The sequence below is a fragment of the Streptomyces sp. NPDC045956 genome, assembly GCF_056430705.1.
Genome location: NZ_JBWKKZ010000018.1, coordinates 47,546 through 67,273, shown reverse-complemented (window position 1 = coordinate 67,273; position 19,728 = coordinate 47,546). Strand labels below are relative to the sequence as shown.

Below are 19,728 nucleotides of genomic sequence, written 5' to 3'. Positions count from 1 at the left end.
TGCGCCCTTGGCAGACTGGGTGCGTGCCCCGGACCGTTCTGCTCGCCGAAGACGACCGCGCCATCCGGCACGCCCTGGAGCGCGCCCTCACCCTGGAGGGGTACCGGGTCACCGCGGTCGCGGACGGCGTCGAGGCGCTGGCCGAGGCCCATCGCGCCCGGCCCGACGTCCTGGTGCTGGACGTGATGATGCCGGGCGCCGACGGCCTCCAGGTCTGCCGGGAGCTGCGCGCCGGGGGCGACCGCACGCCGATCCTGATGCTCACGGCGCTGGTGGAGACCGCCGACCGCATCGCGGGCCTGGACGCGGGCGCCGACGACTACGTGGTCAAGCCCTTCGACGTCGAGGAGGTCTTCGCCCGGCTGCGCGCCCTGCTGCGCCGCACGGACCGCGCGGAGCCCGAGGCCGGTGACGGCCGGCCCGAAGGCGGTGACGACCGGCCCGAGGACGACGGCGACCGGCTCGGGGCGGACGGCCGGTACCTGGAGGCGGCCGGACTGCGCATGGACCCGCGGGCCCGGCGCGCCTGGCGGGACGGCCACGAGCTGGAACTGACCCGCACCGAGTTCGGACTGCTGGAGCTGCTGGTCCGCAACGCGGGCATCGTGCTCGACCACTCCACGATCTACGACCGGATCTGGGGCTACGACTTCGGGCCCGGCTCCAAGAACCTCGCCGTCTACGTCGGCTATCTGCGCCGCAAGCTCGACCGGCCGGGCGCGCCGCGGCTGATCCAGACCGTACGCGGGGTGGGTTACGTGCTGCGGGAGGACTGAGTGGGCCCCTCTCCGCTCGGGCGCCGGCCCCGGCTGCTGTCGCTGCGGACGACCTTCGCGGTGTCGTTCGCCACGGTCGCGGCCGTGGTCACGGTCCTCGTCGGGGTGCTGTCGTACAACGCGGCGGCCCGGCTGGTCCGGGTCGACCAGGAGTCCGTCTTCGCGCAGGTCGTGCAGGACCTGCGGGCCGAGGTGCGGGAGCGGCGGATGGCGCCCGGCGACTTCTCCTCCTCCGCGCCCGGCCACGACATCGTGCGCCCGGCCCGCACCGACGTGCAGGTGCTCGGGCCGGACGGCGGGATCTCCGACCCGGCCGGCCCGCGGCTGCCGGTCACCGGTGCCGACCGGCGGGTCGCGGGTGCCGCCGACGCGGGGCGGACGGTGCAGCACGAGGACGTGGGGGTCGGCCGGGACGTCTTCCGGGTGGCGACCGTCTCCCTCGGCGGCGGCCGGGGAGCCGTGCAGGTGGCGCAGGAGTTCAGCGGCACCGAGGACCTGCTGCGGGCGCTGCAACGCCGGACGCTGCTCCTGATGGCCGCGGTGGTGACCGCCGCGGGCCTGTTCGGCTGGTGGCTGGCCCGCCGCATCACCCGGCGGCTGGTGGTCCTCACCTCCGCCGCCGAGAACGTGGCCCGCACCCGTCGGCTCGGCGTTCCGGTGCCGGTCACCGGCCCCGACGAGGTGGGCCGCCTCGGCCGCGCCTTCGACCTCATGCTGGGCCGCCTCGCCCAGTCGGAGGAGGACCAGCGGCGACTGGTCCAGGACGCGGGCCACGAACTGCGGACGCCGCTCACCTCCCTGCGGACCAACATCTCGCTGCTGCGCCGGATCGACGAACTCCCGCCGGGCGCCCGCGAGGAACTGGTCGCCGACCTGGGCCAGGAGGCGCGGGAGCTGACCGACCTGGTCAACGAACTGGTCGAGCTGGCGGCCGGCCAGTCCGCCGGCGAGCCCCCGCGGCGGGTCGACCTCGCCGGGATCGCGCACGACGTCGCGGCCCAGGCCAGACGCCGTACCGGGCGGGAGATCGGGGTGTCGGTCGGCGGAGCGACGGTGACCGACGGGCGGCCCGCCCTGCTCACCCGGGCGCTCACCAACCTGGTGGAGAACGCCGCCAAGTTCGATCCGGACGGCACCGCTCCCATCGAGATCGCCGTCTCCGGGCCCGCCCGGCCGGGCACGGTCCGCATCGAGGTCCGCGACCGGGGTCCCGGCATCTCCGACGCCGACCTGGCCCGTGTCTTCGACCGCTTCTACCGGGCCGCCGCCGCCCGCTCCCGGCCCGGCTCGGGGCTCGGCCTGTCCATCGTCCGGGAGGTGGCGCTGGCGCACGGGGGAGCGCCGTTCGCGGTGCGGCGGGAGGGGGGCGGGTCGGTGATCGGGTTCACGGTGGGCCCGGGGCCGGGGAACGGCGAGGACGACGGGGACGGCGGTGGCGGGCGCCTGGGGTAGCCCCTGGGGGCGCGGGTGCACCGGCCGGGCGTTCCGAGGCTCGGGTCACCGGCCGGGCGGCCGGGGTGGGCGCCCCTGTCAGTGGTGGGCGTGGACCACGGCGTGGCCCTTGCCCCGGCCGATCATCCACTTGTTGACCGGCGTGGTGATCACGAACGCCACGGCGAACCCGCCGAGCAGCGCCGACCAGAACAGCCCGTCCGACAGGTGCGCGTCCATCGCCCCCGGCGTCAGCGCGATGATGGCGTTGTCGACCAGCTCCATCACCGCGATGGAGACGGTGTCGGCGGCCAGCGCCACCTTGACGGCGGCCTTCAGGGAGACACCGGCGCGCACCACCGCGACGAGCGTGAAGGAGTAGCCGAAGACGAAGGCCAGGGTGATCGCGAGGATCATCGTCGGCATGTTGCCCCACATCAGGGCGGTGCCGATGACCATGCCGAGGATCTCGCCGACGGCGCACCCGGTGAGGCAGTGCAGCGTCGCCCTGACCGCCGTGGCCCAGGTCGCCTCGTGCGCCTCGTGCGCCTCGTGCGCCTTGCGCGGGTGCCGCGCGTGGTGCGTGTCGTGGTCCATGTCGCTCCCCTTCTCGTGCCCGGTCGACGGCCGTCGCGTGCGGTGGGCGGCCCGCCGTTCGCCGTCCGTGTGTCCATGTGCCCCTGCGGAACCCGGCGAGCCGACGAACGAGCCACACGATCGAGCCACGCGAACGAGCCACGCGAACGAGCCACGCGATCGGGAACATCATACCCCCCGGGGGTATTCCGGAGGGCCCGTTCGGTGGCCGTAGGCTCGCTGGACACGGATCGACGACGCCCCACTTGGAGGACCGGTGCCGACACGCCGGCGGATCACCGCACGCAATGCTCGTTTCCAGCAGTGGGAGGCGCTGCTGGGCAACCGGAACAAGCGCACGCGCGCGAAGGAGTTCCTGGTCCAGGGGGTGCGTCCGATCTCGCTGGCGGTGCGGTACGGCTGGCCCGTGAAGGCGTTGATCCACGACGACCGGCGGGAGCTGTCCCCGTGGGCGCGGGAGCTGCTGCGCGAGGTCGACGCCGAGCAGGTGGCGATGGCGCCCGAGCTGCTGGCGGAGCTGGGGGAGAAGAACGAGAGCGCGCCGGAGCTCGTCGCGGTCGTCGAGATGCCGGCCGACGACCTGGACCGGCTCCGCGTCGGCACCGATTTCCTGGGCGTCGTGTTCGACCGGCCGACGAGTCCCGGGAACATCGGCAGCATCATCCGGTCCGCGGACGCCTTCGGGGCGGACGGGCTCATCGTGTCCGGGCACGCCGCGGACGTCTACGACCCCAAGTCCGTGCGGGCCAGCACCGGCTCCCTGTTCGCCCTGCCGGCCGTGCGGGTGGGGTCGCCCGGCACCGTCGTGGACTGGGTCGCCGCGCGGCGCGCCGAGGGGCGGCCGATCGTGCTGGTCGGCACGGACGAGAAGGGCGAGTGCGAGGTCTTCGACTTCGACTTCACCCAGCCGGTGCTGCTGCTGGTCGGCAACGAGACGTCCGGGCTGAGCAGCGCCTGGCGGGACCTGTGCGACCACACCGTCAGCATCCCGATGACCGGGTCCGCGAGTTCCCTGAACGCCGCCAACGCCGCGACCGCCGTGCTCTACGAGGCGCACCGGCAGCGCCTCGTCGCCGCGAGGCGCGCCTGACGGTCAGAAGGCGGCGAGCCGGGCCAGGCCCCACAGGATGATCAGGTCGAGGGCCATCACGCTGATCGACCACAGGGGGTAGTACGGGATGAACATGAACTGGGTCACGAGGCTGACCGCGGCGGTGGCCAGCCCGGCCGCGCGGCCCCAGCTCATGGACCGCAGCATCCCCACCCCCACGACGATCAGCGCGACGCCCACGACCAGGTGGATCCAGCCCCAGCTGGTGAGGTCGAACCGGTACTCGTAGTGCCGCGGCACCCCGTAGAGACGGTCCTCGGCGATGCCGGTGATGCCCTGAAGGACACTCAGCACTCCGCTGACGAGCAGCGGCACGCCGAAGTACCGCAACGGCCCGGCGGACCGCCCGTCGTCGGACCGCCCGTTGCCGGATCGCCCGTCCTCGCGGTCGATCGGGCCGGCCTCGTGCCGTGCTCCGTGGGGCATGTCCACCATGACCTCTCAACCCTTCGTCTTCGAGCGATGGTCACCGCGCCTCACGGTGCGGGCGGGAGGCGGGCGCGTCCGTCACGGTGACAGCGTCACCCTGGCGTGGCCGTGCGGCGACCGCACCGGGGCCGTACGGGTCTGGCCCTTCGGCGCCCGAAGCCCCGCGCCCCCTCGTCTGGCGCCACCTGCCGCTCCCCCTGATGCCACATGGCGCCATGTGGCACCCACCTCTGCCCGCAGAGCCCCTCAGACCTGCCGATCGCTCCTCCCTCTGCATTCCGATCCCCACGTTTTCGCAGGTAGGAGCGATGGCACCAAGAGGACCCCGCCCGGATGTCAGTGGAGCTTGCGCATGGCGCCACTGTGGTGCCATGATGGCGTCATGGACCTCACCCCGTATGTCGACAACCTTCGCCGCGAACTGGCGGTGGCCGCCGAAGCCGGCGGCGAGGACGCCCGTGAGCTGGCCGAGAGGCTCACCGCGCCGCTGGAATCGGCGACCCGGCTGACCATGCTGCACGTGCTCTCCGCCGCGATGGACGAGATCACCCGCGAACTCGCCCCCGGCTCGGTCGACGTACGGCTGCGCGGGCTGGACCCCGACTTCGTGGTGACGCCGCCGCCCACCGACGACGGCGCCCCCGCCGCGCCCGCGGAACCGCCGAGGGTCCCGGCGCTTCCCGCCGACGGCGACGAGGGCGGCACCGCGCGTGTGAACCTGCGTCTGCCGGCCCACCTCAAGACGCGCGCCGAGGAGGCCGCCAACCGCGAGGGGCTGTCGGTCAACGCCTGGCTGGTCCGTGCCGTGTCGGCCGCGGTCGAGGGCGGCGCCGGGCCCCGCCCGACGGAGAGGGCCCGCACCGTCGGGCAGAGCTTCCAGGGCTGGGTGCGCTAGGGAGCGCCACCGCCCGCACTTCGAAGAAGCACCGCAATCCATCACGTCCCACCAGCGGGGACGCCCCCATGACCCATGAGGACGGTACAGCCATGCCTTCTTTCGACACCTCCGGACCGATCGCCGTCAACGCCCACGTGGGCGCCGGCTCCATCCGGTTCACCGCGGGCGACCGGCTCGACACCGTCGTCGAGGTGCGGCCCGGCGACCCCGGGCGGGACAAGGACGTACGGGCCGCCGAGCAGACCCAGATCTCCTTCGCGAACGACGTCCTGACCATCAGCACGAAGGAGCGCCGCATCATCGGGCCGACCGGCGTCGTCGACGTGACGGTCGAGCTGCCCGCGGGCTCGCACATCGACACGACCGGCTCCTGGACCCAGGTGCTCGGTGAGGGACCGCTCGGCGAGGTCCGGGTGAAGACCTCGGGCGGTGACGTCCGCCTGGACACGACCGGCCCGCTCCGGCTCGCCGCCTCCCACGGTTCGGTCACCGTGGACCGGGTGGAGGGGACGGCCGAGATCACCACCAGCTCCGGCAGCGTGCGCGTCGGCCTCGTGGAGGGCTCCGCGGTCCTGAAGAACTCGCACGGCTCCACGACCGTCGGCGCCGCCCTCGGCGACCTGCGGGTCAGCCACGCCAACGGCGACATCGACATCACCCGCGCCGAGGGCTCGCTCACCGCCACCACGGCCCACGGCACCCTGCGGGTGGGCGAGGTGACGCGCGGCGAGGTGCGCCTGGAGACCTCCTACGGTGCCATCGAGATCGGCATCCGCGAGGGCACGGCCGCCTGGCTCGACGCGCACTCGGACGCCGGGCGGGTGCGCAACACGCTCACCGCGTCCGACGACCCCGGGCAGACCGAGGACACCGTCAAGATCCGCGCCCGTACGCGGTACGGCAACGTCGACGTCCACCGCGCCAAGGTCTGACGGACCCGCCCCTCACGCTCACCCCGTCCGTCCCCGTCGTCCCGTCATCCAGTCGCCCCACTCCTCGAAGGGGAGGGCTCCATGCCTTCATCTGTCATGCCCACGCCCAGGCAGGGGAACGGTCACCAGCCGTCGCCGGCCGCCGTCTCCGCCGTCGGTCTGCGCAAGTCGTACGGTGACAAGACCGTCCTCGACGGCATCGACCTGCGCATCCCCGCCGGAACCGTCTTCGCGCTGCTCGGCCCGAACGGCGCCGGCAAGACCACCGCCGTGAAGATCCTCTCCACCCTCGTCACGGCCGACGGCGGGCAGGCCCAGGTCGCGGGTCACGACATCGCCGCCGAGCCACAGGCGGTCCGGGCCGCGATCGGGGTCACCGGGCAGTTCTCCGCGGTGGACGGTCTGATCACCGGCGAGGAGAACATGCTCCTGATGGCCGACCTGCACCACCTGTCCAGGGCGGAGGGCCGTCGGGTGACCGCCGAGCTGCTGGAGCGGTTCGACCTGGCGGAGGCGGCGAAGAAGCCGGCCTCGACCTACTCCGGCGGCATGAAGCGCCGCCTGGACATCGCGATGACCCTGGTGGGAAGCCCGCGGATCATCTTCCTCGACGAGCCGACCACCGGCCTGGACCCGCGCAGCCGCCACACCATGTGGGGCATCATCCGCGAGCTGGTCACGGGCGGGGTGACGGTCTTCCTCACCACCCAGTACCTGGAGGAGGCCGACCAGCTCGCCGACCGCATCGCCGTGCTCCACGACGGCGGGATCGCCGCGGAGGGCACCGCGGAGGAGCTGAAGCGGCAGATCCCCGGCGGCCACGTCCGCCTGCGCTTCACCGACCCCGCCGCCCACCGGTCCGCCGCCGCCGCGCTGCGCGAGGTCACCCGGGACGACGAGGCGCTCACGTTGCAGATCCCGTCCGACGGCAGCCAGCGCGCCCTGCGCTCCCTCCTCGACCGGCTCGACGCGGCCGGCGTCGAGGCCGACGAGCTGACCGTGCACACCCCTGACCTCGACGACGTGTTCTTCGCCCTGACCGGCCCCACCGACCAGCCCAAGGAGACCGTCCGATGAACGCCGCCCCGGCCGTCGCCCGCCCGACCCGGCTCTCCCTCGCCCTGCGCGACTCCTCCACGATGCTGCGCCGCAACCTCCTGCACGCCCGGCGCTATCCGTCCCTCACCCTGAACCTGCTGCTCACGCCGGTCGTACTCCTGCTGCTCTTCGTCTACATCTTCGGCGACGTGATGAGCGCGGGGATCGGCGACGGTGGCGCCGACCGGTCCGAGTACGTCGCCTACCTGGTGCCGGGGCTGCTGCTGATGACCATCGGCTCCACCACCATCGGCACCGCGGTCTCCGTCGCCATGGACATGAGCGAGGGCATCATCGCCCGCTTCCGCACGATGGCCATCCATCGCGGGTCGGTGCTCGTCGGGCACGTGGTCGGCAGCGTCGTCCAGGCGATGGCGAGCGTGGTCGTCGTCGGCGCCGTCGCCGTGGCCATCGGCTTCCGCTCGACGGACGCCACCGTCCTGGAGTGGCTCGTGGCGCTCGGGCTGCTGGCCGCCGTCACCCTGGCGCTCACCTGGATCGCGGTCGGCATGGGCCTGGTCAGCCCGAACGCCGAGGCCGCCAGCAACAACGCCATGCCGTTGATCTTCCTGCCGTTCATCTCCAGCGCCTTCGTCCCGGTGGACGCGATGCCGGGCTGGTTCCAGCCGATCGCCGAGTACCAGCCCTTCACCCCGGCCATCGAGACCCTGCGCGGCCTGCTGCTCGGCACCGAGATCGGGCACAACGGCTGGCTCGCCGCCGCCTGGTGCCTGCTGCTGACCGGCCTCGGCCACCGCTGGGCGAAGGCGTCCTTCGACCGCGACCCGAGCTGACCCGCACCGCCGGCCGGCCTCGCCCGCCCGGCACCCGTCCCATCGCACCGGGGCGGCGTACACCGACACCGCGTCGGCGTACGCCGCCTCTCACGCGTGTACCGGTGCCACGTATGCGCGTCCGGTGCCACGGCGCTGACCTGGGGCGAGTCGCCGCCTGGCGATGGATGACGCCGCCGGTGGCGCATTGTGGCAGTGCATGGTGCCAAAAATGCTCGCTATGGTGCCATAGATGTGCCATCATGGTGTCAACGCGAACAGGTCCCCGGCCACGAGGCCCGGGACGCGTGCGCGGAGGGGACCGGATCAGGTGAACAGGGGGCGGATCATGGACACGGCGCACCACCCGCGGAAGACGGCACCCGGCACCTGCGCCGCCTTCGCGCGCTTCGTGCTCTGCGGCGGCGGGATCGGGCTCGCCTCCAGCTTCGCCGTGGCGGCCCTCGCCTCCTGGCTGCCGTGGGCCCTGGCGAACGCCCTGATCACCGCCGGGTCCACGCTCCTCGCCACCGAGGTGCACGCCCGCTTCACCTTCGGCGCGGGCCGCGCCGCGACCTGGCGCGAGCACGCGCAGTCGGCCGGCTCGGCGGCGGCGGCGTACGCGGTCACCTGCCTCGCCATGTTCGTCCTGCACTGCGTGGTGGCGGCCTCCGGTCCGGTGCTGGAGCAGGCCGTCTACCTCTCCGCCTCCGCCCTCGCCGGCGTGGGTCGTTTCGCCGTGCTGCGCCTGATGGTCTTCGCGCGCGGCCGGTCGAAGGCCGGGGGTGACGCGTGCCGTGTGCCCGGGGCGCTGGACCGTACTGTCTCCGGCGGCTTTGACGGAGCATGTCGAGGGGCCTTGGTGTCGTGCGACACCAAGGCCCCGAAGGAACTGCAACACCATCTGCCGGCCCTAGTGCTGCGCCGGCCCTCTGTTTCCGCACTGCCGCGCTGTACTGCCGCGGGGGTGCGGGGATCGCGGATGCGTGACCGGAGACCACCTGCCTGTCGATGTCCTGCGGTACCCGGGCCTCGTGCCATCCGCCCGGGCGATCCTGATGGCGCTCGACTCCTCCGTTCTTCCCTCTGGACCAGCTGTCCGCGGGACGGTGTCCCGCTCGTACCGCGGTACTGCTCTCGGCGGCCCCTCACCACTGCGGGCCGCCCGGTCCGGTCGTCAGTCCCGTCGCCGTCCTGCGACAACCCTGGCTTCGAAACTCCACCACCGGACCGTCATGCGGGTACTGCTGCCCGGCAGTTCGTGTCTGCCGGGCCTCGCTCGATCTCGACTACGAAAGAAACCATAATCACGGGACGGCCGAATGTCTACTCCAGCGAGTATAGGTTTCATGAGCTTGGCGATGAGGCATCCCTGCGGCGACCGTGAGGGATTGCCGGGCTCCGCGGCTCGCGTCCCGGCACGCGAAAGGGCCCTACCGGCGTGCCGGTAGGGCCCTGACGGTGCTGCTCGGCTCAGGCCGCCGTGGCGGCCGGCGGGGCGGGGGGACCGATGAGGTCGGCGACGTCCCGCAGGCGGATCCGGTCCGTGTATCCGGAGCTGTCACGCATGGCCGTGAGACGGGCACCGTGGACCAGTCCGGTGCACCGGCCGTCCTCGTCGCGTACGACCAGATGACCCGTACGCGCGGCGGCCATCACGGACAGCGCCACCTCCACGGTCATGTCCTCCCACACCTGGGGCCCGTCCGCGGGGTCGGCCGCGCAGCCGGGCGCGGGGTGGGGGCGAGCCGTGCGGAACTGCGGCTGGACCAGCGTCAAGGGGTGCCTCCTGCGGGGGTGGGCCGGCGTCGTGGTCTCGGGGGTCATGCCGCACCACCGAGGGCGGACCGCCCCGCGGCCGCGCGGCGGGCCGGAGCGGGGCGGCGCCGGCCGCGTGAGGTGGAGCCGCGGTGCTTGGGGCGTTCGGTCACGGGCGCGGTGATGACGACCGGGATGCCGGAGGGTGCCTGGGCGCCGGTGATGCGGTGCAGGGCCTCCGCGCCCGCGCGGACCTGGGTGGTCTGCGGGACGATGCCGGCGGTGGCCATGAGCCGGGTCATGCCGCGGCGCTGGTGGGGGGTGACCAGGGTGACGACGCTGCCGGACTCGCCGGCGCGGGCGGTGCGGCCGCCACGGTGGAGGTAGTCCTTGTGGTCGGTCGGAGGGTCGACGTTGACGACGAGGTCGAGGCTGTCGACGTGGATGCCGCGCGCCGCGACGTTGGTCGCCACCAGCACGCTCACGTGTCCGTCCTTGAACTGCTTCAGCGTGCGGGTGCGCTGCGGCTGCGACTTGCCCCCGTGCAGGGCGGCGGCCCGTACCCCGCTGTTCAGGAGGTGTTCGGTGAGGCGGTCGACGGCGTGCTTGGTGTCCAGGAACATGAGCACCCGGCCGTCGCGTGCGGCGATCTCGGTGGTGGCCGCGTGCTTGTCGGCGCCGTGGACGTGGAGCACGTGGTGCTCCATGGTCGTGACCGCGCCGGCCGACGGGTCGACGGAGTGGACGACGGGGTCGCTCAGGTAGCGGCGCACGAGCAGGTCGACGTTGCGGTCGAGCGTGGCGGAGAACAGCATGCGCTGCCCCTCGGGGCGGACCTGGTCGAGCAGGGCGGTGACCTGCGGCATGAAGCCCATGTCGGCCATCTGGTCGGCCTCGTCGAGGACGGTGACGGCGACCTGGTCCAGCCGGCAGTCGCCGCGATCGATGAGGTCCTTGAGGCGCCCCGGTGTGGCGACGACGATCTCGGCCCCGCCGCGCAGCGCGCTCGCCTGCCGGCCGATCGGCATCCCTCCCACCACGGTGGCCAGGCGCAGCCTCACCGACCGGGCGTACGGCGTGAGCGCGTCGGTGACCTGCTGCGCCAGCTCACGGGTCGGTACGAGCACCAGCCCCAGCGGCTGCCGGGCCTCGGCGCGTCGTCCGGCCGTCCGGGCGAGCAGGGCCAGCCCGAAGGCCAGGGTCTTGCCGGAACCGGTGCGCCCCCGGCCGAGGACGTCGCGGCCCGCGAGGGAGTTCGGCAGCGTGGCGGCCTGGATCGGGAACGGCACCGTCACGCCCTGCGCGCCGAGCGCGGCCAGCAGCTCCCGGGGCATGTCGAGATCGGCGAAGGCCTCCGCGGGGGGCAGGGCGGGGGTGATCGTCTCGGGGAGGGCGAACTCGCCCTGGACCGCGGCGGGCCGGCGGCCGTGACCGCCGGAGCGGCTCGGCCCGCCGGAGCTGCGCGGGGCCGGCGAACCGAAACGGCCGCCACCCCTCCTGGAGTCGGCACCGCCGTCACGGGTGCGGGTGGAGCGGTCGTTCGTGCGTGTGCGGTTCATGCGGAACCTTCCTCGACGCGGCGCATACCAAGGAATTCCCGCGGCGAAAAAGCGGCACGGAGAATTACGAGAAAGGCCGGTGGGCGCGACCACGGAAAATGGTCGGCGAAAAGACTGGCGAGCGCAGACGCTTGGTGAGTGGCGCGACGTGGATGCGGTGTCCGGCGTCCACGAGAATGCGTCGAGGGAGGCGTCTGCCGTGTGCAACGTGTGGAAAAAGCGAACAGCTGGGGCCCGCACCCCGAAGGATGCGGGCCCCAGCTGCGTAGTGCGCGTCAGTGTCAGGCGAGAACGATGTTCTCGGCCGTCGGGCCCTTCTGGCCCTGCGCGATGTCGAAGTTCACCTTCTGGCCTTCGAGCAGCTCGCGGAAGCCCTGGGCGGCGATGTTCGAGTAGTGGGCGAACACATCGGCGCCGCCACCGTCCTGCTCGATGAAGCCGAAGCCCTTTTCCGCGTTGAACCACTTCACGGTGCCAGTAGCCATGTCATTTCTCCTTCGGGGCAGTGCGTCGGTGCCCGCACTGCGCGGACACCGCGTCGCCGCGATGATCACCCCACCCGGAAAAAGACCGGATATACAAAAGCGCTTCCATCGGCACAGAGGTCGAACGGAGAGCGCTTGAAGTTTGGGAACCACAACTGCAACTGAGATCGACAGTAGCACAGTGCGGCGGGCCGCGTACGCAGAAGAATTCCATTCCAGTTACTGCGGCAGAGAATCTGTCCGCGTTTCCCATTCGAATCTCGATCCGGGACTACAGGTATTCGGGCGAGGACGAAGCCCCCCGTCGGCCTGACACGCGCGGCGTCGCGCGTGCGGGGCCCTGCGGCTCGTCAGCGGTCGAGGGCGGGCTCCTGCGACGCCCGCCACTCGCGGGGTGCCATGCCGTAGGCGGTCCGGAACACCCGGCTGAAGTGCGCGGCGCTGGTGAAGCCCCAACGGTGTGCCACCGCGGCGATCGCGGCGTTCCTGTGCAGCGTCAGGTCGCGTCGGCACGTCTCCAGGCGGCGGCGCTGGACCCACCGGCCGACGGTGGCGTCCTCGCTCTCGAACAGCTTGTGGAGGTAGCGCAGGGATATGTGGTGGGCCTCGGCGATGGTCTGCGGGGTCATACCGGGGTCGGCGAGGTGCCGGTCGATGTAGGCCTGGATCCGCAGCAGCAGTGCCCGGTTCCCGCGGGGCGTGTCCTCGGTCGCTCGGCCGAGCACCTCGTCGGCCAGCACGTCGAGCAGGTCCACCACGTTGCGTGCCATCAGTTCGCCGGTGCGCGGCGCGCAGTTCCCGGCGCCGTCCACGAGCCCGGCCAGGAAGGGCGCGAGCAGACCGCCGAGGGACGTCCCGGGGCCGAGCGGACGGGCGGTCACCTGGGCCAGGTCGTCCTCGCCCAGCCTCAGGACGTCCCTCGGCAGGACGAGGGACTTGGTCCGGAAGGGCTCGGGGAAGGACAACCGCAGGGGGCGTGCCACGTCGTGGACGAAGACGTCGCCGGCGGTCAGGAGCGCCACCCGGCCGTCCTGCTCCAGGCGACCCGACCCGGTGTCCAGCAAGGTGACCACGACGTACTCGCCCCGGCTGTCCGCCGTGCCGGGCCGGTGCGTGCGCACGCCGGTCAGGGCGTCGCCGGCCACGGTGACGGCCTGGAGCCGCCCGAGCGGTGTGGCACGGACGGGGCCGGAACCCGCGTCGTCCGGGACGGTGATGTCCACGAGGCCGAAGATCCCGCACAGAGCCGCGTGCCGGTCCGCGCGCCGGTGGGGCGCGGACAACGGGTCGAGGGGGTGGAAGTCGCGGAGCGTGCTGGGTTCCTGGACGTCTGGGGCCACTGTTCTCTGTCCTTCGGCCGGTGTGTGCCTTCCGCACCACCGTGCCAGCGGGACCGGACCGGCACATCGCGTGAACCCACTAGATCCGGCTCACCGGGGCCGGACGGGTCAGTCGCCGGTCGCGATCCGCTGGGCGCGCCTCAGGGCCTGCTCCGGCGTCTGCTGCCCGGTCAGCGCGGACTGGATCGCGGTGTAGATCCCGGTCGCCGCCCCGGGCCACCTGACGCCGAGGTCCTGGGTGCGGGAACGTGCTCGCCCCACACTCTCGACGAAGACGGCCGACGACGGGTGCCGTGCGGCGTACCGGGCGGCCACGTCGGCACGGGAGGGGACCGTGAAGTGCTGCTCGGCCAGCGTGAGCATGTTGGCGGAGTCGTTGAGGCAGGCGAGTACCCGGGCGGCCTTCCGCTGCCGGGCCTCCGAGGGGCCCCGCGGGACGGTCCACACCTCACCGCCCAGCGGGGTGACCGGGTTCTGCCCCGTTCGGGGCACGGGGACGGGAGCCACTCCCCAGTCGAGGTCCTTGTCCGCGTTCAGCTCGGGGATGCGCCACGGACCGTTGATCATCATGGCCGTCCGTCCGGCGGCGAACTGGTCGTGGACCTCGGCCTGGGTCCAGTTCAGCACCGACTTCGACATGGACCCGCTCGACACCAGGTCGACCCACAGTCGCAGCGCCTGCGCGGCCTGCGGGGAGTCCAGCTGTCGCTCGTGCCCGCCGTTGGACCACAGGAAGGGCAGGAACTGCCAGCTGCTCTCGAAGGTGGCGCTCGCGTCGACCGCCATGCCGTACCGTCCCGAGCGGGTCAGCCCGGCCGCCGCCTTCTTCAGGTCGTCCCAGGTCTCCGGCACGCCGACACCGGCTTCGGCGAGCATGTCCTTGTTGTAGAAGAGGGCGACCGTGCTGACGTAGGGAGCCAGCCCGTACACCTCTCCCTCGTACGTCCCCGCCGACAGGATGCCCTCGCCGATGCCGGTGGTGTCGATGCCGTACCGCTCCAGCGGGGTCAGCGCGCCGGTCCCGGCGATCTGCTGGAGGTCGGCGTTGTCCAGCATCAACAGGTCGGGAAGGGTCCGCGCGGAGGCCTGCCGCAGCACTCGGGGCACGAGTGAGGCCGGGGGGACGCTCGTGTGCTCGACCTCGACGCCGGCCGCCTTGCCACAGGCCGCCAGCATGTCGTTCCACTGGGCGTGCTCGGAGGTGTCGGTGTAGTAGTCCAGCACGGTGATGGAGGTGACCTCGTCCCCGGCGGACCCGGTGCCGGACCCGTCGACGCATCCGGTGAGGGCCGGGGCGAGCGCGAGAAGCGCGGCCAAGGGGGCGCAGACGCGCCGGGCCCGCCGTCCGGCCGGTGAGATCATGCTGGTGCCCCTGCCGAGTGACTGTTCGGGGCCGGGGCCCTGTCGCGGAGGCGGGGCTCCAGGGGCCGTCGGGATCGCCCGGACCGGTGATTCTGTTCGAATGCATCCTAAACGGCCCAGGAGCGCCCCATCACGGGCTTTCCGGGGGCGGCGTCGTCTCGCGTGAACGTACCAACCCTGAGGTCAGTCCTCGGGCAGGGCCGTGACCAGATTGGCGAGCTGCACCCGGGAGTTGACCGACAGCTTGCGGAACACGGACGTCAGGTGGGTGTTGACCGTGTGCGGGGAGACGACGAGGAGGTCGGCGGCCGACCGGTTGGTGTGGCCCTGGGCCACGAGCCGCGCGATCTTCCGCTCCGACGCGGTGAGGGCCTCCCACCCCTGTACGGGGCGCCGGACGGCCGCCGGCCTGCGACTGCCGGCGCCCGCCCGCTCCAGGTCGCGCTGCACCAGCGCGGCCGCGGCGCGAGCGCCCGTCGCGGCGAGGGTGTCGCGGGCGTGGGTCAGCGCGGGCACGGCCCCTCGCGTCCGGTCCGCCGCCAGGAGGGCCCGTCCCAGATCCGCCGCCGCGGCGGCTCTGACGAGGGGGCGGGGCCCCGGACCGAGCACGTCCACGGCGTGCCGGAGCACGGTGGGATCGTCCTCCACGAGTCCGCGGGCGTGCGCCGCGACCCCCGTGGCGGTCGGTACGGAGGGGTTGCGTCCGGCGTGGGCCGCGGCCTGTGCGGCCAGTCTCCCGGCCAGTTCCCCGTCACCGCCGTCCAGGGCCATACGCGTCGCGGGGCCCGCCCAGTCGCGCAGGGCACGCCAGCGCATGAACGGGCCTTCCCGTTCCACCTGGCGGATCCTGTCGACGCAACGGCCGGTGTCCCCGTCGGCGTCGGCGTGCAGCGCTTCGAGGAAGCGCACCGCGGCCGTGTTGCCCGGGTTGGGCTTGGCCTCCAGTCCCTCCCGCGCCGCACCCAGATGCAGCCGCGCGGCGTCCCGGTCACCGCACAGCAGGGCGATCCAGGAGCGGATCACCCGGCCGTTCACCTGCTGGACCGGTGCGTCGACCTCGTTCTCCAGGTGCTCCATGGTCGCGAAGGCGGCGTCGGCGTCGTCGAGTCGGCCCAGGCCCAGGTCGTGCTGGCCCTGCGCCCACGACAGCATCGCCTGACGGGACGTACCGGCCTCCGTCGCCCGCAGCAGCAGTCGGCCGGCGGCGTCGAAGTCGTCCAGGTGCAGGTGCGCGATGATCTCCTCGGGCAGGAAGGCGGCGTCGAGGGCGCTCAGCGCGGCGAAGCGGTCCAGCGCGAGCGCGTTCTCCCCGGCGTTCTGGGCGATCTCGCCCAGCCCGGACAGGGCCAGGGTGTGCGCGTCACGGTCACCTGCCCGGACCGCGGCCCGCAGGGCGGCCTCACCGGCCTCGCGCGCGGCCCCCAGGTCGTGCTCCCGGGACAGGGCCAGGGCCCGCAGGGCGGTCAGCCGCGCGGTGACCCGGGGGGCGGCACCTCCCGTGGCGAGGGCCGCTTCGGCCCGGCGCCGCAGTTCCCCCGCGCGGTCCATGTTCCACAGGGCCCCGCCGAGACCGGCCTGGAGCCGGCTGAACTCCTCCAGGGGCGGTCGCTCCGCCAGCAGCCGGTCCCCCGTCGACAGGGCCTCGCCGCTCCGGCCGGCCCGGGTCAGGAAGAGGATCGTCTGCTCTCCCACCGCGTATCTGAGGGGCCGGGCGGACGGCACCAGTTCCAGCGCGCGTGTCATCAGGTCCGCCGCGAGGCCCGGTGTGACCGGCAGCACGTCCTCGGCCGCGCGCCGCAGGAGGGAGACGGCTTCCTCGTCCCCGGGAGCCGCCCCCCTGAGGATGTGCGGCACCGCGTCGACCGGGGGGCGCCCCGCGGCGACGAGACCGCGTGCGGCCTCCCGGTGGAGGGCTTTGCGGGCCGAGGGCGATATGTCCACGTACACCGCCTGGCGCAGCAGGTCGTGCCGGAAGGCCAGGCGCTCACCGTCATCGTCCAGAATGCCGGCGCCCACGGCCTCCTCCAGGGCGTCGATCAGGGTGGCGACCGGGCGGCCGCAGAGCGCGGCGGCATCGTGGAAGCCGAACCGGCGCCCCAGTACGGCGCCCATCTGAAGGAAACGGAGGGTGTCGTCCCGGAGGGACCTGAGCCTGCCGCGCACCCCCTCCACGAGTCCGCGGGGGACGAGGTCGTCGAAGGAATCGGCATCGCGCAGGGCCGTGAGCATCTCCACCGCCAGGAACGGGTTCCCGCCCGCTCCGTCGAGCAGGTCCCGTACCCGTGCGTCGGCCGCCGTGCCGAGGGCGTCGTCGGCCAGTTGGGCGATCGCGGCGCCGGACAGCGGGCCCAGGGCCACGGTGGCCACCGGGAGGGTGCCACGGGCGGCCGCGACGATCTCCTCCGCCGGGCCGGCGTTCTCCCGGCGCCCGGCCAGCAACCACAGCACCGGCGACGTCCGCAGGCGTGCCGGAAGCTGCCGCAGGGCGAAGCGGCTCAGCGGATCGGCCCACTGCACGTCGTCCAGGGCGATCAGGACCGGCATGCCGCCCGCCCGCGCCTCGATCGCCTCCGCCAGGCGTTCCAGCAGCCAGATCCGCTGGTCGTGGTTGCGGGCGATGTCGGCGAACGTGTCGGCGGACAGCAGCGGTCGGTCACCGTGCAGGACACACGCGGCCAGGGACGAGAGCGGCACGACGTGGTGCAGCTCGTCGGCCTTGCCGACGCCGACGGAGTACCCCGACCGCCGGGCCATGGCCACGGCTGCGGCCAGCAGCGTCGTCTTGCCGATACCGGGCTCGCCCCGGATGAGGGCCAGTGCGCTGCTCCCCGTGCGGGCCACGGAGGCGACCAGTGCCTCCAACTCGCCCAGTTCGTGCTCCCGGCCGCGGAGACCGCTGCGGGACAGCGGACCGCCCGCCCCTGCCATGGATGACCCTTCCCGTCCGCGCTCTTCCGTAGGGACCGCCGCCCGGTGCGGCGGGTGTACGTGGATCCCGGAGCCGGTGACGAGCGCGGTGCGACCACGGGGGAGGCGGCGCGCCGGTGAGCCCTTGCCTGTCCGTGCACTGTAACTGGTCCCCGCGCGCACCGAGGCGGCGCCCGCCCAGGTCAGGAGGGTGCCGCAGGGGGGCGGGAGAGCGGTCCGGACGACGCCGGCCGAGCCCGCGCCCCGGTGCGTCCGCGCCGCATGGCGCTCCCCGGTAAGGAGTGGTGCGCTCAGGGACAACGCGGGCGGAGGCGACGGTCCTAGCGTCGTTCTGTCCCGTCTCGTGCCGCGCGACGGATCGCGTACCGGCACACCCCGAACGAAGGAAGAGACCTTGCCGTACATCACCGTGGGCCAGGAGAACTCCACCACCATCGACCTGTACTACGAGGACCACGGCTCCGGCCGGCCGGTCGTCCTCATCCACGGGTTCCCGCTCGACGGACACTCCTGGGAGCGGCAGAGCGCGGTGCTGCTGGAGGCCGGCTACCGCGTCGTCACGTACGACCGCCGCGGGTTCGGGCAGTCGAGCCAACCGACGACCGGGTACGACTACGACACCTTCGCGGCCGACCTGAACACCGTGCTGGAGACCCTCGACCTCCGGGACGCCGTCCTGGTCGGCTTCTCCATGGGCACCGGCGAGGTCGCGCGGTACGTGTCGACCTACGGCACCGCCCGGGTCTCCAAGGTCGCCTTCCTGGCCTCGCTGGAGCCCTGGCTGCTGAAGACCGACGACAACCCCGGCGGGGCCGCCTCGCAGGAGTTCTTCGACGGCGTCGTCGCCGCCGTCAAGGCCGACCGGTACGCGTACTACACGGCCTTCTACCAGGACTTCTACAACCTGGACGAGAACCTCGGCTCCAGGATCAGCGAGGAGGCGGTGCGCAACAGCTGGAACGTCGCCGCGGGTGGCGGCTCCCACGCCGCGGCCGCCGCGCCCACCACCTGGTACACCGACTTCCGCGCCGACATCCCGGCCATCGACGTGCCGACGCTGATCCTGCACGGTACGGGGGACCGCATCCTGCCGGTCGAGGCGACGGGGCGGGCCTTCCACGAGGCGCTGCCGTCCGCCGACTACGTGGAGATCGAGGGCGCCCCGCACGGACTGCTGTGGACGCACGCGGAGGAGGTCAACGCCGCGCTCCTCGCCTTCCTCGGGAAGTGACCCCGCACGCGGGCCGCTCGGCGGCCCGCGGACTCCGGCCGTCCGGCCGGGATCACCGAGTCAGGTGAACCCGACGGGCGGCCGTGCGGTTGCCGCCCCCGCGGCGCCGTGCCCCGCCCGCCGAGGACAGGCGCCCCCGCCCGCCCTTCACGAAACCCCGGCTCAGGGCCACACCAGGCAGTACGGCTGGTGCCCCGCCTCGTGCAGCCGGTGGCTGAAGTCCTGCCACTCGTGCAGCAACTGGTACACGTTGAACGCGTCGCGCGGGCCGCCCCGGTCCGGGACCGTCGACCAGATGAAGGCCGCCGCGCCGACCGCCTCCTCGCCGATGCCGCGCAGGGGGTCGACGACGGTCATCGGGAGCTTCACGACCGCGTAGTCGGGGTGCAGGACGACCAGCTCCAGCGGGGGCACCTTGTGCAGGGGGACGCCCTCGATGCCGGTGAGGACCATCGCGGCCATGGTCTCCGGCTTGATCTTGGTGAACATGCCGTTCATCCCGAGCTCGTCACCGCCGAGTTCCTCGGGGCGCATCGAGATCGGGACGCGGGCCGCGGTCGCGCCGTCGGGCGCGCCGAAGTACTTGTAGGTCACCCCCACCCGACCACCATTCCTGCTCCCCGCCCCCAGCCGGTCGGCCCGCCGGTCGAGCCGGTCGGGCTCGCCCGGGATGCCGTGTGCCTGACGTGCTTCGGTCGCTTCCTCCGCCTCGCGCCGGTGCCTCCCCCGCCGGGCACGTCGAGGACCCAGGTCGTCGGTCCCCTCGCCCAGTCCGCCACCGCGATGCATATCTCCACCCGACTGCTTTTCTAGGACGCGTGGCCCCCGCCGCGCAACCCGATCATCGTGTCAGTGACCTCCCCCACGGCCGCTCGCCGAAACGTGCGGTGAAACATATGTCCGTTCATATGTCCGCGGGACGTCGGCGGCCCCCCTCCGCGCCGCCCGCGTGAGCTGCGTGGATGGGTTCCAGTCTGGCAGACGGTACGGCGATCGGGGCGGTTGTCTACCCTGATGAGG

17 protein-coding genes and 1 pseudogene are annotated in these 19,728 nt (G+C 72.9%); 9 read left to right on the top strand and 9 right to left on the bottom strand.

Features of this window, described 5'->3' with window-relative positions:
* Positions 1-23 precede the first annotated feature (23 nt).
* Positions 24-776, top strand: coding sequence for a response regulator transcription factor (locus AC07FV_RS33775; RefSeq protein WP_479091497.1), 753 nt, complete (start codon positions 24-26; stop codon positions 774-776).
* Positions 777-2,228, top strand: coding sequence for a sensor histidine kinase (locus AC07FV_RS33770; RefSeq protein ID WP_479091496.1), 1,452 nt, complete (start codon positions 777-779; stop codon positions 2,226-2,228).
* A 78-nt stretch (positions 2,229-2,306) separates the two neighbouring features.
* On the opposite strand, the gene AC07FV_RS33765 is transcribed toward AC07FV_RS33770, so the two are convergent.
* Positions 2,307-2,804, bottom strand: a complete 498-nt coding sequence (locus AC07FV_RS33765; protein ID WP_479091495.1) for a DUF4396 domain-containing protein — start codon at positions 2,802-2,804, stop codon at positions 2,307-2,309.
* A gap of 256 nt (positions 2,805-3,060) precedes the next feature.
* Here AC07FV_RS33765 and AC07FV_RS33760 point away from each other — a divergent pair, with 256 nt between their 5' ends.
* Positions 3,061-3,894 carry a TrmH family RNA methyltransferase gene (locus AC07FV_RS33760; protein ID WP_479091493.1) on the top strand — a complete coding sequence of 278 codons (834 nt, stop codon included), beginning with the start codon at positions 3,061-3,063 and terminating at the stop codon, positions 3,892-3,894.
* Between the two features lie 3 nt (positions 3,895-3,897).
* On the opposite strand, the gene AC07FV_RS33755 is transcribed toward AC07FV_RS33760, so the two are convergent.
* Positions 3,898-4,341 carry a DUF7144 family membrane protein gene (locus AC07FV_RS33755; RefSeq protein ID WP_479091491.1) on the bottom strand — a complete coding sequence of 148 codons (444 nt, stop codon included), beginning with the start codon at positions 4,339-4,341 and terminating at the stop codon, positions 3,898-3,900.
* 385 nt (positions 4,342-4,726) lie between these two features.
* Here AC07FV_RS33755 and AC07FV_RS33750 point away from each other — a divergent pair, with 385 nt between their 5' ends.
* The 5 genes and pseudogenes from AC07FV_RS33750 to AC07FV_RS33730 form a co-directional block, all read left to right on the top strand.
* Positions 4,727-5,239, top strand: coding sequence for a hypothetical protein (locus AC07FV_RS33750; RefSeq protein WP_479091490.1), 513 nt, complete (start codon positions 4,727-4,729; stop codon positions 5,237-5,239).
* 92 nt (positions 5,240-5,331) lie between these two features.
* Positions 5,332-6,174 (top strand): DUF4097 family beta strand repeat-containing protein, encoded by an 843-nt coding sequence (locus AC07FV_RS33745; protein WP_479091489.1) that lies wholly within the window; start codon positions 5,332-5,334, stop codon positions 6,172-6,174.
* Between the two features lie 81 nt (positions 6,175-6,255).
* Complete coding sequence (locus AC07FV_RS33740) at positions 6,256-7,251, top strand: ATP-binding cassette domain-containing protein (protein ID WP_479091488.1); 996 nt, start codon at positions 6,256-6,258, stop codon at positions 7,249-7,251.
* A complete protein-coding gene (locus AC07FV_RS33735) occupies positions 7,248-8,066 on the top strand; it encodes an ABC transporter permease (protein ID WP_479091487.1) in 819 nt (272 codons plus the stop codon). The genes AC07FV_RS33740 and AC07FV_RS33735 overlap by 4 nt, the downstream gene beginning before the upstream one ends.
* A gap of 328 nt (positions 8,067-8,394) precedes the next feature.
* Positions 8,395-8,826: pseudogene (locus AC07FV_RS33730) on the top strand (hypothetical protein); the annotation flags it as partial.
* Between the two features lie 692 nt (positions 8,827-9,518).
* Here the strand turns inward: AC07FV_RS33730 and AC07FV_RS33725 are convergent.
* From AC07FV_RS33725 to AC07FV_RS33700, 6 genes are all read right to left on the bottom strand, one after another.
* The gene (locus AC07FV_RS33725; RefSeq protein WP_479091484.1) at positions 9,519-9,824 is read right to left on the bottom strand and encodes a CBS domain-containing protein; all 306 of its coding nucleotides are present in this window, start codon (positions 9,822-9,824) and stop codon (positions 9,519-9,521) included.
* 44 nt (positions 9,825-9,868) lie between these two features.
* Complete coding sequence (locus AC07FV_RS33720) at positions 9,869-11,362, bottom strand: DEAD/DEAH box helicase (RefSeq protein ID WP_479091483.1); 1,494 nt, start codon at positions 11,360-11,362, stop codon at positions 9,869-9,871.
* A 281-nt stretch (positions 11,363-11,643) separates the two neighbouring features.
* On the bottom strand, positions 11,644-11,847 hold the full coding sequence (locus AC07FV_RS33715; RefSeq protein ID WP_003974279.1) for a cold-shock protein: 204 nt from the start codon (positions 11,845-11,847) through the stop codon (positions 11,644-11,646).
* 350 nt (positions 11,848-12,197) lie between these two features.
* Positions 12,198-13,187 carry a helix-turn-helix domain-containing protein gene (locus AC07FV_RS33710; RefSeq protein ID WP_479091481.1) on the bottom strand — a complete coding sequence of 330 codons (990 nt, stop codon included), beginning with the start codon at positions 13,185-13,187 and terminating at the stop codon, positions 12,198-12,200.
* A 108-nt stretch (positions 13,188-13,295) separates the two neighbouring features.
* Positions 13,296-14,549 carry an ABC transporter substrate-binding protein gene (locus tag AC07FV_RS33705; protein ID WP_479091479.1) on the bottom strand — a complete coding sequence of 418 codons (1,254 nt, stop codon included), beginning with the start codon at positions 14,547-14,549 and terminating at the stop codon, positions 13,296-13,298.
* Positions 14,550-14,732: 183 nt separating this feature from the next.
* Positions 14,733-17,477, bottom strand: a complete 2,745-nt coding sequence (locus AC07FV_RS33700; RefSeq protein ID WP_479091477.1) for a helix-turn-helix transcriptional regulator — start codon at positions 17,475-17,477, stop codon at positions 14,733-14,735.
* A 394-nt stretch (positions 17,478-17,871) separates the two neighbouring features.
* Between AC07FV_RS33700 and AC07FV_RS33695 the strand changes: the two genes are divergently transcribed.
* The gene (locus AC07FV_RS33695) at positions 17,872-18,708 is read left to right on the top strand and encodes an alpha/beta fold hydrolase (protein ID WP_479091475.1); all 837 of its coding nucleotides are present in this window, start codon (positions 17,872-17,874) and stop codon (positions 18,706-18,708) included.
* A 162-nt stretch (positions 18,709-18,870) separates the two neighbouring features.
* On the opposite strand, the gene AC07FV_RS33690 is transcribed toward AC07FV_RS33695, so the two are convergent.
* Positions 18,871-19,497 carry a hypothetical protein gene (locus AC07FV_RS33690; protein WP_391970109.1) on the bottom strand — a complete coding sequence of 209 codons (627 nt, stop codon included), beginning with the start codon at positions 19,495-19,497 and terminating at the stop codon, positions 18,871-18,873.
* Positions 19,498-19,728 lie beyond the last annotated feature (231 nt).

Coding starts and splice junctions, on each gene's coding strand:
- AC07FV_RS33765 (WP_479091495.1), bottom strand. CDS start 2,804: ATGGACCACGACACGCACCACGCGCGGCACCCGCGCAAGGCGCACGAG.
- AC07FV_RS33755 (WP_479091491.1), bottom strand. CDS start 4,341: ATGCCCCACGGAGCACGGCACGAGGCCGGCCCGATCGACCGCGAGGAC.
- AC07FV_RS33750 (WP_479091490.1), top strand. CDS start 4,727: ATGGACCTCACCCCGTATGTCGACAACCTTCGCCGCGAACTGGCGGTG.
- AC07FV_RS33745 (WP_479091489.1), top strand. CDS start 5,332: ATGCCTTCTTTCGACACCTCCGGACCGATCGCCGTCAACGCCCACGTG.
- AC07FV_RS33740 (WP_479091488.1), top strand. CDS start 6,256: ATGCCTTCATCTGTCATGCCCACGCCCAGGCAGGGGAACGGTCACCAG.
- AC07FV_RS33735 (WP_479091487.1), top strand. CDS start 7,248: ATGAACGCCGCCCCGGCCGTCGCCCGCCCGACCCGGCTCTCCCTCGCC.
- AC07FV_RS33720 (WP_479091483.1), bottom strand. CDS start 11,362: ATGAACCGCACACGCACGAACGACCGCTCCACCCGCACCCGTGACGGC.
- AC07FV_RS33715 (WP_003974279.1), bottom strand. CDS start 11,847: ATGGCTACTGGCACCGTGAAGTGGTTCAACGCGGAAAAGGGCTTCGGC.
- AC07FV_RS33705 (WP_479091479.1), bottom strand. CDS start 14,549: ATGATCTCACCGGCCGGACGGCGGGCCCGGCGCGTCTGCGCCCCCTTG.
- AC07FV_RS33700 (WP_479091477.1), bottom strand. CDS start 17,477: ATGGCAGGGGCGGGCGGTCCGCTGTCCCGCAGCGGTCTCCGCGGCCGG.
- AC07FV_RS33690 (WP_391970109.1), bottom strand. CDS start 19,497: ATGCATCGCGGTGGCGGACTGGGCGAGGGGACCGACGACCTGGGTCCT.